Origin of the sequence: Flavobacterium tructae, assembly GCF_002217475.1 — a bacterium.
GTDB classification, from domain to species: domain Bacteria; phylum Bacteroidota; class Bacteroidia; order Flavobacteriales; family Flavobacteriaceae; genus Flavobacterium; species Flavobacterium tructae.
In genome coordinates this window covers 570,115-584,429 of sequence record NZ_MUHH01000017.1, presented here as the reverse complement: position 1 = coordinate 584,429, position 14,315 = coordinate 570,115, and the positions used below count along the sequence as shown (strand labels likewise).

The following is a 14,315-nucleotide window of genomic DNA, read 5'->3' as shown; positions in this document are numbered from 1 at the left end:
TTCATTTAAATCAAATTATATTTATAGTTTTGAATAGCAACCAACGCACTCATGAAACAATCTAAAAAAGGAGAGTTTTACGGCCAGACCAACAAAACGATTTCTCTTGAAGGAATAACGTTGACTGATACCGTATACACACACCCTACAGTAGACTGGCATTATCATGAGCATGCTTACTTTACCTTTATCCTGCAAGGCAATGTAATTGAAGGAAACAAAAAAGAGATCTACAATTGCGCTCCCGGAAGTCTCTTGTTTCATAACTGGCAAGAACCACACTACAACATTAAACCGGAAGGCTTTACCAGAGGTTTTCATCTTGAAATTGAGAAAAAATGGTTTGACGACCTCACCTTAAACAGCAACAACCTGCAAGGAAGCACAACTGTCCTAAACCCCGACATCAAACTTTTGATGTATAAAATTTTCAGAGCGACTAAAATTGATGATTTTCATTTTGACCTTTCTACACAAACCCTGTTAATTGAAATCTTATCAAAACTAAATGGCGATTTTGAATCCATCAAACATAAAAATCCGAAATGGGTCACAATGATTGATGAAATCCTTCACGATCAGCTTACCGAAACCATTACACTTGATTATTTATCTAAAATATTAGGTATTCACCCTATTCATCTTTCAAGAGATTTTTCAAAGTATTTTCATTGTAACCTGGGAGAGTACATACGAAAATTAAAAGTAGAAAAAGCACTCTCACTCATTGCCCTTCAAAGCAAGTCCTTAACCGAAATCGCTTACGAATGTGGCTTCTCTGACCAAAGTCACCTGACCCGATCCTTTAGAGAAATTAACGGCCTGAATCCTTCCGAACACAAAAAAATACTGTTCAAAAAATGAGTCAGATGTTAATCCTGTACAATTTTTAGAATTTATTGCAGACTAACTTTGCCTTTCAATCTTATAATCAATCAAATGACAAAACACTTTCTTTTACTTGCCTTACTATTTTGCAATGGCATAGTTTCGGCACAAAACAATAATCTGTTCAAACCCGATGAGATTACAACCGAACTGCATAAAAACAACATTGGTAAAGTTACTTTTATGAAAGGCAACATTTCTTTGGAGCAGTATAAAGAATCTGATATTCTGAAATCTTTTGAGCTAACCTACAAATCTGATTTGAACATCCGAGTTTTCATGAACAACTCTGTCATCAACTACCTGCACCAATTGAATCCTGAATTATCCGCAGATCAACTTTTAACAACCGGAAACCTTCAGTTTGCCTTTTACATCGACAATAAACTCCTCTACACCGAAAACCTTAACTACGGATGCAGTTTTGGATCAGCAGGCAGTAAAAACACTTCAACAACCTTTAGAGTCCCTTTAACCAGTACAAAAAAAGAAGACTGGTGGTCTATTTATTTATGGGAAAGATTCAAACTTAGTGGCGGAGAAAAAGCCCTAACCAACGGCAAGCACAAACTAAAAATAGAAATTCGTCCTTACCTTAAATCCGATAAAAATAATGAGATTAAAACTGGCGATTTAATTGCAAAGGGAGAAGTTCTCCTTATCTTAAAAGCTCCGAAACTAACCCCCAAACAAATCGAAGTTCAACCTATCCAACCTAACAGTGACTGGGAAGTTTCGAATTTTGCTTTTGATAAGAAGAAAATTAAAAAACTCAATGCTGCTATTGCCAGCTACAATTTGAAGGAAATTACAAGTATTGTTGTCGTCTACGATAAAAAACTACTGCTTGAAGAATATTTTAATGAATCCAACAGAAATACTTTGCACGACACCCGATCGGCAGGAAAATCTTTTGCATCAACCTTAGCCGGAATTGCCATAAACGATGGCTATCTTAAAAACGAAAATCAGACATTAGACCAATTCTATGATTTAAAGAGTTTTGCAAATTACGATTCCAAAAAAGACAACGTAAAAATAAAAGACTTACTCACCATGAGTGCTGCTTTTGAAGGATCCGATCAAAATAGCGATTCTCCCGGGAACGAAGAAAACATGTATCCTAGCGATAATTGGGTGAAATTTACTTTAGACTTACCGATGGACAAATCCAAAACCAATGGCGGTCAATGGGATTATTTTACAGCCGGAGTTGTTTTATTAGGCGACATCATCCATAAATCCGTTCCGGACGGATTAGAAAAATATGCCGATGAAAAACTTTTTAAGCCTTTAAACATTACTCATTACCAATGGCAGTATACTCCTCAAAAAGTAGCGAATACCGCCGGAAGCCTTCAAATGACTTCTCTGGATTACGCAAAATATGCACAGTTGTATCAAAATAACGGTCTCTGGAAGGACAAACAAATCTTAACTGCCGATTGGGTTCAAAAAACCCTTACGCACCAAATTCAAATTCCGGAAAGACAAAATGAATTCTATGGTTACTTATTTTGGAACAAAACTTTCACTTTTAAAAATACTCCTTACGAAACCTATTATTGCGCCGGTAATGGAGGAAATGAGTTTATGATTTTCAAAAATCTTCCGCTTGTAGTAATCATTACTTCAAAAGCATACAACAAACCTTATGGGCACGCACAAGCTGATAGCATTGTACAAGATTATATTTTACCCGCAATACTATCAAATAAACAAAAGTAGTTACTCTAAAAAACAGATCCAAGTCTGGCTGAGCAAGGGCTTCGACTTCGCTCAGCCGGACATCGTGATGTCAATTATAAATCTTAGACTTAAATCTAAAACTCAAAACCTAAAACTCAAAACCTGAAACTTGAAACTTGGAACTTGGAACTCAACCTTTCATCATTCCACAAAAAAACCCGTTCATCTTTGATGAACGGGTTTTTGTAATAAGTAATCTAATGATTATGCTTCGAATGGAAGGATAGATACATAAGATTTGTTATCTTTTTTCTTTTGGAACTTAACAACTCCTGCTACTCTTGCGTGTAGTGTGTGATCTTTACTGATGTAAACATTTTCACCTGGATTGTGTTTTGAACCTCTTTGTCTAACGATGATGTTCCCAGCAATAGCAGCTTGACCACCAAAAATCTTAACGCCTAGACGTTTTGATTCTGATTCTCTACCATTCTTCGAACTACCGACACCTTTCTTGTGAGCCATGACGTATGAGTTTAAATATTGTTATTATTCTTTAGTAGCTTCTTTTTTTGCTTTTGGAGCTGCTTTTTTTGCTTTTGGAGCTTCTGCTTCAGCAGATACTTCTTCAGCTACAACCGCTTTTTTAGCTGCTGCTTTTTTAGTTCCACCAGCTGCAGTAATACCTTCAATTACAATTTGAGTAAGATATTGTCTGTGACCATTTCTCTTTTTGTATCCTTTTCTTCTTTTCTTTTTGAAAACGATAACTTTGTCTCCTTTTAAGTGTTGTAACACTTTAGCTTCTACTGAAGCACCTTCTATAGCTGGGGCGCCTAAAGTTACATTTCCATTATCGTCTAATAAAAGAACTTTGTCAAAAGAAACTTTTGAACCTTCTTCGTTAGCCAAACGGTGAACATAAACCTTTAAGTCTTTGCTTACTTTAAATTGTTGCCCTGCTATCTCTACGATTGCATACATACCAAATTGATTTATTGATTTTTAAGGTTGCAAATATACAACTAATAATTTACTGTGCAATCCCTTACTTCAAAAATATTTATTTCGGCTTTATGTCTGTTTTTCAAGACATTTCTGCACTCCAAAAAGGCTATTTAGAAGTAAAATACTGTTAAAATTTGATCATTTTACCCTCGTATTCCTAAATGCTGGCTAAAAAAAACTATTTTTGGTGTAACGATAATCAACTCTTGACTACCTATTTATTAGGTAATATAAATTTATTAATCTTTATGAAAAATTCAATCATTATGTTAAGTGCGGCACTAATGCTCGGCGGAGTGGCTCATGCTCAAAAGGTAGCTTTTGAAGAATACAATTTAGACAACGGTATGCACGTCATTTTACACAATGATCCTTCTGCTCCGGTTGTGATTACCTCGGTTATGTACCATGTAGGATCAAAAGACGAACGTCCGGACCGAACAGGTTTTGCACATTTCTTTGAACATTTATTATTTGAAGGAACTAAAAATATTAAACGTGGTGAATGGATGAAGATTGTTACTGCTAATGGAGGTGTAAACAACGCCAACACTACTGACGACAGAACCTATTACTATGAAGTTTTACCTTCAAACAACTTAGAACTTGGCTTATGGATGGAATCGGAAAGGTTAATGCATCCGATTATCAATAAAATTGGAGTTGACACTCAAAACGAAGTGGTTAAGGAAGAAAAAAGACTGCGTTATGACAATCAGCCTTATGGAAACATCTTGCCGGTTGTAAAAGAGAACATGTTCAAAAAACATCCGTACCGCTGGACCACTATTGGCTCTATGAAAGATCTGGATGCCGCAACTCTTGAAGAATTTCAGGCTTTTAATAAAAAATTCTACACCCCAAACAATGCTGTTTTAGTGGTGGCAGGTGATTTTGACAAAGCAAAAACGAAAGAATGGATTCAGAAATATTTTGCTCCAATTCCAAAAGGAGAAGAATTAAAAAAACAAACTTACGTAGAAGAACCAATCAATCAGACCATAAAAGCCACTTACGAAGATCCGAACATTCAGATTCCAATGGTAGTTGCTTCGTACAGAACACCATCGATGAAAACCAGAGATGCGAGAGTTCTGGATTTGATTTCTTCTTACTTAAGTGATGGAAAAAGCTCTAAGCTGTACAAAAAAATTGTAGACGACAAGAAAATGGCACTTCAGATTGGAGCAGTAGGATTTAGTCAGGAAGATTACGGAATGTACATTTTATACGGCTTGCCAATGGCTCCTAACACTACAGCCGACATCTTAAAAGAAATGGACGAAGAAATTGTAAAAATTCAAACGGACTTAATTTCTGAAAAAGATTATCAAAAATTACAAAACAAATTCGATAATAATTTTGTGAATGCCAATTCAACAGTAGAAGGAATCGCAGAAAATCTGGCTTCTTTCTATCTGCTTTACGGAGATGTTAATTTGATAAATACCGAGATCGACCTTTATCACTCTATCACCAGAGAAGAGATCAGAGAAGTAGCAAAAAAATACCTAAACCCTAACCAGCGTTTAATTTTAGACTATATTCCTTCAACTAAAGCTCAAAACTAAGTCATCGAATCATGAAAAAAATACATACATTTTTAATCCTTTTATTCCTAACTGGAATTATGCAAGCACAAGACCGTCCACAACCAAAACCAGGCAATTCTCCTGTAGTCAACATCAAAAAGCCGCAAACTTTTGTTTTGGCGAACGGGATGAAAGTTTTGGTGGTTGAAAATCATAAATTACCAAGAGTAAGTTTTACTCTGACCCTTGATAACGCTCCTTTTGCCGAAGGAAACAAAAAAGGGGTTGACGAATTAACTAGTGCCTTAATTGGTAACGGAACAAAAAAAATAACAAAAGAAGCTTTTAACGAAGAGATCGACTTTTACGGAGCAAATATTAATTTTTCTTCTTCAGGAGCTTCCGGAAGTTCACTTTCCAAATATTCAGGACGTGTTCTGGAGCTTTTAGCTGAGGGAGCTTTACAGCCCAATTTCACACAATCAGAATTTGATAAAGAAAAAGCAAAATTAATCGAAGGACTTAAAGCCGACGAAAAAAGTGTTCCGGCAATTGCCAGCAGAGTTGTTGACGTTTTGGCGTTTGGAAAAAACCACCCATTTGGAGAATATCTTTCAGAAGGAACAGTGAAAAATGTGACTCTTGCTGATGTTCAGTCTAATTATGCTACCTATTTTGTTCCTGAAAATGCTTATTTGGTAATCATAGGTGATGTTAAATTTAAAGAAACGAAAGCGGCTGTAGAAAAACTTTTTAGCGGATGGAAAAAACAAACTACACCAAAAAACACCTATCCGGCTCCTGAAAACGCTGCTAAACTTCAAATTGATTTTGTTGACGTTCCAAATGCAGTTCAATCTGAAATTTCATTGGTGAATACGGTGAATTTGAGAATGAGCGATCCTGATTTCTTCCCTGCTGTGATTGCAAATCAAATTTTAGGTGGTGATTTCAACAGTTACCTGAACATGAATTTACGTGAAAAACACGGTTGGACTTATGGCGCAAGATCAAGTATCGACGGAGGGAAATATGTAACTAAATTTAAAGCTTCTTCTGCTGTTAGAAACACGGTTACGGATAGTGCAGTGGTAGAATTCGTAAAAGAAATCAAAAGAATCAGAACTGAAAAAGTTTCTGAAGATATTTTAAAAAATGTAAAAGCGGGATATATTGGACGTTTTGTAATGCAGGTTGAAAAACCGCAAACTGTTGCACGATATGCTTTAAATATTGAAACAGAAAAACTTCCTGCCGATTTCTACGAAAAATACATTCAAACCATCAACAGCGTTACTGCCGATGATATTTATCGTGTTGCCAACAAATATTTTATGCTGGACAATATGCGAATCGTAATTGCCGGAAAAGGATCTGATGTACTAACAGGTTTAGAGAAACTTCAAATTCCGATTTTCTATTTCGATAAATACGGAAATCCTGTTGAAAAACCAGTAACTAAAAAAGAAGTTCCGGCCGGAATTACTGCCAAAACTGTTTTCGAAAACTACCTTAAAGCAATTGGTGGAGAAAAAGTAGTTGCTACCGTAAAAACACTTTCGATGACAGGATCTACTACTATTCCTCAAGCTCCTTCCCCATTAACTTTTACTTCTAAATTAGATTCAAAAGGAAAAATGATGGTGTCTCTTGCGATGGGACCAATGAATTTAATGAAACAGGTTGTAAATGATAAAGGCGCTTATATCGAGCAACAAGGACAACGTAAAAACCTTGAAGGAAATGATCTTGCCGAAATGAAAGCCAGCGCTGCTCCGTTTGAAGAACTTCAACTTGTAAAAAGAACCGACTTAAAAGTAGAAAGTATCGAACCAATAAACGGTAAAGATGCCTACGCTATCAAAGACGGTAAAACAACTTATTTCTATGACGTTGCATCAGGATTGAAACTTGCCGAATCAAAAGTTCGTGAACAAGGCGGAAAATCAGCAACGCAAATTACCAACTTCAACGATTATAAAGACGTAAAGGGAGTTAAAATTCCTTTCAATATCGTTCAGAATGTAGGTTTTGAATTAGATATCAAAATGTCTGACATTAAGATTAACGAAGGAGTTTCTGAAGCAGATTTCTTGTAAGATACTGAGATGCTAAGATACTAAGGTGCTGAGGCGCTAAGTTTTTTTGAGGCTTAGTCAGAGTTTAAAACTTTGACTAAGCCTTTTCTTTTTTATCAGGCTGAACGAAGTCAACGCTTTGTCCGGCTGAGCGAAGTCGAAGCCCCCATTCCAATTGGTGCGCCCTTCGACTCCGCTCAGGGCGACAAAACAAAAAGAAGGCTGTCAGTTACGACAGCCTTTCTAATTTTAATCATTCAGTTTCCAGATATGGATTTAAAATTTCTGCTAATTCATTCAGCCAGTAAAAGCCATTTTCAAGGCTTGTTTTGTCTGTCTCAAATGTTTCACATTCTCTCATCATACTTAAGGCAAGCAGATAATTTACTTTTCGAATGGTCTTTGCCATAAATTCAGGATCTACTGATTTGTTGAAGAAATCAATCAACTTCAATTCTGTTTCTTTCGAAAGGGTGTTTGTACTCATAATTTAGAACAGTTAGGAAATTAGGAAGCCCGCACACTTTAGGTGTCCTACGCTGTTCAAAGCGTTGCGATTGTTTCCAATATCGCCACCATATTGCACGGGCAAAGTTTTTTTCGTAAATCATAATTAGAACAGTTAGGAATTCAAAGATACCTAAATTCAATTAAATAAGTACGAATTTTCCTTAACAAATTAAATATTAACCTGTATGACTTAGCTGTCCTACCCAGTTAAGAACGCGTTGCGGTTGTTTCCAATACCACCAGCATACCATACTGATATAAGTTTTTTCGATGTCCCTCCAGCTTCAAAACGACAAACTTAACAAAAATATTCACATGAAAATAATTGCCCTAGCCCCGATAGAAGTGAAAATCCTTTTGTGGCGGGGTTCGCCACAAAAGATTGGAACGAATAGCGGGATTAGCTCCTGAAAGAAAATTTGATCAAAAACCAAAATGGCACTTCACACCGGAAATCTACTTTTTAGCCGATAAATACACTCCAATCAAAATTATAAAAGCACCAAAAAACTGAATTGGTGTAAGCATTTCGTTATCCAACAGTCCCCAGAAAAATGCCACAATCGGAATTAAATACGTTACCGAAGTTGCAAATACAGGCGATGAAATTTGGATTAATTTAAAAAACAAAACATTCGCAATTCCGGTTCCAAGAACCCCTAAAATCATGACAAACAAAATAGAATGTTGTGTAGCTTCAAGGTTTATTCTTTGCGGAAAATCGGTCGTACTCAGAATAAGCAAAGCCGGAATAAGTAATACCGCAAAATTTCCGGTTGTGATGCTGAGCGAATTTAAATCGGATAAGTATTTTTTAATCAGGTTGACATTTATTGCATAACTAAGCGTTGCGATAACCACCAGAATCACATAATAATAATTTTGTCCCGGATGCGAAGATGCTCCGCTTAAAACCAGCAATAAACACCCCACCAAACCAATAAAAACTCCTAAAACCTGTCTTTTTTGAAATTGAATTCCAAAAATAAGTATCCCTAAAACCAAGGTGTTTAAAGGGGTAAGCGAGTTCATAATGGCTACTATTGAACTGTCAACTTCAGTTTCGGCAATGGCAAAAAGAAAAGCCGGTATAAAAGTTCCGAAGAAAGACGTTATTGCGACAAATTTCCACTGACGGCGGGAGATCTTTTTCAAACTTCTGAACCCGACAATCAATAAAAATAAAGCTGCAAAAATAATCCGGAACGAACCTACCTGAACCGCTGTGAGTCCAATCAAACCTCTTTTGATGAGGATAAAAGAACTTCCCCAGATTAGTGAAAGCGCCAATAAATAGGCCCACTTTAATTGTTTTGCATCCATAAAACATATTTTAGTGCAAATTTGTAATAATTTTACGAATTGACCTCTTCCTTTTTACTAATTTTGCAAAGAACATTTTTTCGCAAATTAAAATCTTAAAAATATGAAATTTACAAGAATCATAGCTTCGATTGCTATTGCAGGTTTAGTACTGGTAAGCTGCAAAAAAGAAGAAGATAAAAACCTGGCTAACATAAAAAATATAGAATCAGCTCCAAAAGAACACAAAGCAATTGCCGCTGAAAACGTACAGACTTCAAGTTTTAAAATCGAAGGAATGACTTGCGCAATGGGATGTGCCAAAACAATCGAAAAAGAATTATCGAATCTTGACGGTGTAGAAAAAGCAACGGTTGATTTTGAGAAAAAAACAGCTACTGTTGTATTTGACAAAACAGTTCAAAACCAGGAAAATTTAACCAAGACAGTTCAGGCAACCGGAGACGGAAAAACCTATAAAGTTTTAGATATTAAATCGTAATTTGACGATGGTTCAGTTCTAAAAAGACTGACAAACAAATAAATCTTTAAACAGTAGTAAACTTAGGCTTGCTGCTGTTTTTTTTATGAATCATCTTTCAATACAGCCCTAAAAAACAATGGAACTTAAATTTAGCCACATAGACATTTTAGTTAACGACCTGCAATCGGCATGCGACTATTATGCAAAAATCCTCGGGGCAGAGATCTCAAAAAAATTCACCTGGGAGAGAGATGAGTTACACGTTGTATATGCCGTTGTAAGAATTGGTCAGGAACGATTTATGCTGGTACAGCCTTTTTCCGGAAATCTAAAAAATTTATTGGATACAAAAGGCGAAGGAACGATTTATCGCCACTGCTATTCCACTCCCGATATCGAAGCTGCTTTTGACGAATTGGTAAATTCAGGTGTGCAGCCAGAGGACGAGAACGGAAATCCGCTGTCACGAGAAAGCCTTAACACTCCAAGTGGCGTTAAAATCATATGGCTTCCGAAACGTTTCGGCGAATTCTCGATTGAGATTCTTGAAGAAAAAGGCCTTCAACAATTTATGAATGATGCTTTTTCTGCTTCCTGAGTTATGGAAAATAAAATTCAGAATCCATATCGTGTAAATCTGCTTTTGCCCCTTCAGGGCAATACTTCTCATTAATTTATTTCATAGCGCGTTGCGCCATGCTATTGCTGAGGCTCTTTCAGAGCGATGGACTTCGATATTTACACTTACTACTTGTCCCCTACAGGTTCTTTCGGATTGATGCAAAATTTAATTCTTTAAAAACCTTAAAAATAAAATGCCCCCAAATAGTATTTAACTTTTTGAGGGCAATATAAAATTGAGTCTATCGTTTATTTCCACTTTAACGTTTCCATCAGTCTTTGCATATCATTTCTGATATAACTTGCGGCCGGCATAACCGAATCGAAATTAGGCTTCGCATAAAAATAAACCGATCCTGTGATAAAGTGTTTTGTACTGTCTGTAACGTAAAATTGTGAGTTTGTAGCGGCATTTCCGTCTACGCGGTAAAACATTCCATAAACCTTTTTTTGAGGGTTTAAATAGGGCTGTTCTAAAATATCATCTGCCTTAATAACATGCTCGTAGGTTAACTTCTGAGCATCTTTGAGCAATTTCACTATATCTCCCTGTACCGGCTTATAAGTAAGGTAAATTGTAGCTTTCATTTTTGGATAGGTGATTGCAAATCCGCAATTTTTCTCTCCTTTGATTACGGCCGCTTCATTCATTTCAAAAGTAAAAGGGCAATTGTTTTCAAAACCCACATATTTGGCTTCAGGATAGTCCAAACGAAGGAAACCGGCAGGTTTTGGCACTACATCATCTTTACAACTTAAAACAGTCAATGCCAGTAAAATTGTTGCTAGTGAAATGGTCTTTTTTAGCATTCTTAATCTATTGTTACTTTTATTTGTTTTACACGTTTCTTATCAACTGTTTCTATAGTAAAAACACAGTTTTCGAACGCTATTTTTTGATCTTTTTTAGGGAAATTACCCAAAATCTCTAAAATGAATCCGGCCAATGTCTCGGCTTCACCTTTATGAGATTCAAAGATTTCTTCATTTACCTCTACGATTCTGTAAAAATCTTTGAGATTAATTTTCCCTTCAAAAAGAAAATTCTTTTCATCTATCTGAGAGAAATTCAGATTCTCGTCGTCAAACTCATCACTAATATCCCCTACAATCTCCTCAATAACATCCTCCAGAGAAACTAATCCTGACGTTCCGCCATATTCATCCACCACTATCGCCAAATGGCTTTTAAGGCTCTGAAAATCCTTCAATAAATTATCCAGCTTCTTGTTCTCCGGAACAAAAAATGCTTTTCTGATTAAAGAGGTCCAGTCAAATTCTTCCTTATCAATATGCGGCAACAAATCCTTGACAAACAAAACGCCTTCTATCTGGTCTATATTGTCACGATACACCGGAATTCTCGAAAAACCTTTCTCTATTATTTTAGGACAAATCCCGGAAAAAGGTTCTGACATTTCTAAAGCAAAAATATCAATTCTCGGGCTCATTACCTGCTTGGTGTCAGTATTACCAAAAGATACGATCCCTTCCAGTATTTTTTGCTCTTCTGTTGACGTACCTTCCGAATCTGTTAATTCCAAGGCTTGTGAAAGTTGATTTACAGAGAAATTATTCTTCTGCTTCCCTAATTTATGATGCAAATATAATGTAACACTTCGCATCGGCAAACTGATTGGCGTGAGTAATTTATCTAATACAGCCAATGGATAGGCGGTACGTTTTGCAAATTTTACATTGTTACGGCTGGCATAAACTTTAGGGAGTACTTCTCCGAACAACAAAATTAGCGAAGTAACCAGAATAATCTCGAGAATAAACTTAAGAGCCGGAGACTCTATGGCTCCAAAAATATTCTGGCCTATAAAGGAAAACAGAATAACTGTTGCGATATTAAAAAGATTATTGGCAACTAATAAGGTTGCGAGAAGTTTCTTAGGCCTGTCTAAAAGTCTGGAGATAATTTTTCCTTTTGAATGATTCTCCTGCAAGGTGTCGTCGATATCTTTTTGAGACAAAGAGAAAAGTGCCACTTCGGCACCTGACACTATCGCTGATAAAAACAGCAAAATAAATATTCCGACAAAGCCAATTATCAAATTGATGTCTACTGTCGTATTAAGAAACAAACTGGGCTCCGGGTCCAAATTAAAAAGAATTAGTTATACATTCAAAAAGGCAGATCGTTTATAGGTAAGCCTTCATTTGCTGCGTCAAAGTTAGTGTTTTTTGGCGACTCACTGTCCTGATTAGGTTTATGATTTCCGGTTTCTTTTTTGGTATTCAAGAAAGTAAACTCAGTCACCTGAATTTCTGTAGTATATTTTGTAGTACCGTCTTCAGCTTGCCATTGACGTGATTTTATACGTCCTTCAATAAATATCTTGTCTCCTTTCGACAAATATTTTTCGCAAATTTCGGCCGCTTTATTGCGCACAACTAAATTGTGCCATTCGGTTGAAGTTATTTTTTCATTGGTCGTTTTATTGATATACACTTCGTTTGTAGCCAATTGAAAACGCCCGATGCAGTTTCCTCCCTCAAAATAATGCATTTTTACATCATCGCCTAGATGGCCGATTAACATCACTTTATTTAATGTTCCGTTCATAGTTTGTTAGTGGTATTTATCCCAAAGATACATTATTTTAGCAAATTATTTCCTGCTTTTCCAGAAAATTATGAATCACAATTGGAAAAGGAAAAACATTTAATTCACTGGCTTTCAAGCCATTTTCTATTAAACCCTCAATTTTAACCTTCCAGAACTGTATGTGCAGATGTTGGTGCGAAAGTTTATGAATAACAGTACTTTCTGCATAATCTTCTATACCTATAATTGTATACGATGTAAAAACAGTGTCTGTTACTGCTTTCGAAACTACATCAAAGTCTACGATTTTATCTGTTTCCAAAAGCGGAAACTCATACAGATTATGCCAGATTCCTTTTGCCGTTCTTTTCTGAAGTATGGTATTTCCTAAAGCGTCTTCTACAATGAGATAATTAAAGAAACGATTGGTTACCTTAACTTTCTTAGACTTAACCGGCAAAACAGCTACCTTTTTCTTCTGTAATGCTGCACAGCTATCATTAAAGTCACAAACCGTACAATCAGGACTTTTAGGCACACATTGCAAAGCTCCGAACTCCATTATTGCCTGATTAAAAATAGCAGGGTTATCCTTTGGCATTAATTCATAAGCTAGTTCTGTAAACTCTTTTTTAGTTGCAGGCAAAGCAATATCAGATTCAATATCAAAATAACGAGAAAGTACTCTGAATACATTTCCATCCACTACAGGAACAGTCTCATTATAAGAAAAGGAGGCAATTGCTGCAGCCGTGTATTCTCCAACACCCTTTAATTTTAAAAGTTCTTTATAATTAGGAGGAAAAACACCGTTGAGCTCATTGGCAACATATTGAGCTGTTTTATGCAAATTTCGGGCACGCGAATAATAGCCTAACCCCTGCCAAAGTTTTAAAACCTGCTCTTCTGAAGCATTTGCCAAATCAAATACAGTAGGAAATTCCTTCGTAAAAGCAAAAAAGTAGGGTGTTCCTTGCGCAACTCGAGTCTGTTGCAACATAATTTCTGAGAGCCAAATATGGTATGGATTGGTCGTTTTACGCCATGGCAAATCACGTTTGTTTTGTAAATACCATTTTATCAACACGTTAGAAAAATTCATTGCAAAATACTTAGAATACAAAAGTAAATGTTTATGTAATTAAAATTTAACGATTTAGCTTGATTAATTATTTTTTTAATTCTTATATTTGCAAACTCAAAAAAATAGTACACCATTTATAAAATAAAATAGGAAAGAAAATGACGAAAGCAGATATCGTAGCGAAAATTTCGGAGAAACTAGGTCTTGAAAAAGGAGATGTTCAAGCAACAGTTGAAACTTTTATGGAAGAAGTTAAAACTTCACTAGAAACTGGAGACAATGTTTACCTAAGAGGTTTTGGAAGTTTTATTGTAAAAACAAGAGCTGAAAAAACTGGTAGAAACATTTCTAAGAACACCACTATCAAAATTCCAGCACACAATATTCCTGCGTTTAAACCTGCAAAAGTTTTTGTAGAAGGAGTAAAAACAAATAACGAAGCAAAGTAATACTATTAATTAATTATAAAATCGACACGATATGCCAAGTGGTAAAAAAAGAAAGAGACATAAGGTAGCTACTCACAAACGTAAAAAAAGAGCGAGAGCTAACCGTCACAAGAAGA

General features: G+C 35.9%; 15 protein-coding genes. 7 read left to right on the top strand and 8 right to left on the bottom strand.

Annotation, left to right across the window (positions count from 1 at the left end):
- The first annotated feature begins 51 nt into the window (after positions 1–51).
- Together B0A80_RS07470 and B0A80_RS07465 are read left to right on the top strand one after the other, a co-directional pair.
- Positions 52–864: a helix-turn-helix domain-containing protein gene (locus B0A80_RS07470; protein WP_089076887.1), complete on the top strand. Its 813-nt coding sequence runs from the start codon at positions 52–54 to the stop codon at positions 862–864.
- A 75-nt stretch (positions 865–939) separates the two neighbouring features.
- Positions 940–2,616 (top strand): serine hydrolase domain-containing protein, encoded by a 1,677-nt coding sequence (locus B0A80_RS07465; RefSeq protein ID WP_089076886.1) that lies wholly within the window; start codon positions 940–942, stop codon positions 2,614–2,616.
- A 225-nt stretch (positions 2,617–2,841) separates the two neighbouring features.
- Here the strand turns inward: B0A80_RS07465 and rpmA are convergent, their stop codons facing one another.
- Together rpmA and rplU are read right to left on the bottom strand one after the other, a co-directional pair.
- Complete coding sequence (gene rpmA / locus B0A80_RS07460; RefSeq protein WP_017497241.1) at positions 2,842–3,102, bottom strand: 50S ribosomal protein L27; 261 nt, start codon at positions 3,100–3,102, stop codon at positions 2,842–2,844.
- 24 nt (positions 3,103–3,126) lie between these two features.
- The gene (gene rplU, locus B0A80_RS07455) at positions 3,127–3,561 is read right to left on the bottom strand and encodes a 50S ribosomal protein L21 (RefSeq protein WP_070905843.1); all 435 of its coding nucleotides are present in this window, start codon (positions 3,559–3,561) and stop codon (positions 3,127–3,129) included.
- Positions 3,562–3,833: 272 nt separating this feature from the next.
- Here rplU and B0A80_RS07450 point away from each other — a divergent pair, with 272 nt between their 5' ends.
- Positions 3,834–5,156 carry a M16 family metallopeptidase gene (locus tag B0A80_RS07450; protein ID WP_017497243.1) on the top strand — a complete coding sequence of 441 codons (1,323 nt, stop codon included), beginning with the start codon at positions 3,834–3,836 and terminating at the stop codon, positions 5,154–5,156.
- An 11-nt stretch (positions 5,157–5,167) separates the two neighbouring features.
- Entirely contained in the window at positions 5,168–7,216 is a 2,049-nt protein-coding gene (locus B0A80_RS07445; RefSeq protein ID WP_208861481.1) for a M16 family metallopeptidase, read from the top strand.
- Between the two features lie 232 nt (positions 7,217–7,448).
- Here B0A80_RS07445 and B0A80_RS07440 read toward each other — a convergent pair whose 3' ends face one another.
- On the bottom strand, positions 7,449–7,682 hold the full coding sequence (locus tag B0A80_RS07440; RefSeq protein WP_017497245.1) for a hypothetical protein: 234 nt from the start codon (positions 7,680–7,682) through the stop codon (positions 7,449–7,451).
- A 479-nt stretch (positions 7,683–8,161) separates the two neighbouring features.
- Positions 8,162–9,028 carry a DMT family transporter gene (locus B0A80_RS07435; protein WP_089076884.1) on the bottom strand — a complete coding sequence of 289 codons (867 nt, stop codon included), beginning with the start codon at positions 9,026–9,028 and terminating at the stop codon, positions 8,162–8,164.
- 103 nt (positions 9,029–9,131) lie between these two features.
- On the opposite strand from B0A80_RS07435, the gene B0A80_RS07430 reads away from it, so the two are divergent.
- Positions 9,132–9,509, top strand: a complete 378-nt coding sequence (locus B0A80_RS07430) for a heavy-metal-associated domain-containing protein (protein WP_017497247.1) — start codon at positions 9,132–9,134, stop codon at positions 9,507–9,509.
- Positions 9,510–9,627: 118 nt separating this feature from the next.
- Positions 9,628–10,089 (top strand): VOC family protein, encoded by a 462-nt coding sequence (locus B0A80_RS07425; RefSeq protein ID WP_089076883.1) that lies wholly within the window; start codon positions 9,628–9,630, stop codon positions 10,087–10,089.
- Between the two features lie 272 nt (positions 10,090–10,361).
- On the opposite strand, the gene gldD is transcribed toward B0A80_RS07425, so the two are convergent.
- The 4 genes from gldD to mutY are packed head-to-tail and all read right to left on the bottom strand — an operon-like array spanning position 10,362 to position 13,768.
- Positions 10,362–10,922: a gliding motility lipoprotein GldD gene (gene gldD, locus B0A80_RS07420; RefSeq protein WP_017497249.1), complete on the bottom strand. Its 561-nt coding sequence runs from the start codon at positions 10,920–10,922 to the stop codon at positions 10,362–10,364.
- Between the two features lie 2 nt (positions 10,923–10,924).
- The gene (locus B0A80_RS07415; protein WP_089076882.1) at positions 10,925–12,220 is read right to left on the bottom strand and encodes a gliding motility-associated protein GldE; all 1,296 of its coding nucleotides are present in this window, start codon (positions 12,218–12,220) and stop codon (positions 10,925–10,927) included.
- 23 nt (positions 12,221–12,243) lie between these two features.
- The gene (locus B0A80_RS07410; protein ID WP_017497251.1) at positions 12,244–12,684 is read right to left on the bottom strand and encodes a single-stranded DNA-binding protein; all 441 of its coding nucleotides are present in this window, start codon (positions 12,682–12,684) and stop codon (positions 12,244–12,246) included.
- 37 nt (positions 12,685–12,721) lie between these two features.
- On the bottom strand, positions 12,722–13,768 hold the full coding sequence (mutY, locus tag B0A80_RS07405; RefSeq protein WP_089076881.1) for an A/G-specific adenine glycosylase: 1,047 nt from the start codon (positions 13,766–13,768) through the stop codon (positions 12,722–12,724).
- Between the two features lie 140 nt (positions 13,769–13,908).
- Here mutY and B0A80_RS07400 point away from each other — a divergent pair, with 140 nt between their 5' ends.
- Positions 13,909–14,199: an HU family DNA-binding protein gene (locus B0A80_RS07400; protein ID WP_007805026.1), complete on the top strand. Its 291-nt coding sequence runs from the start codon at positions 13,909–13,911 to the stop codon at positions 14,197–14,199.
- Positions 14,200–14,315: the final 116 nt, after the last annotated feature.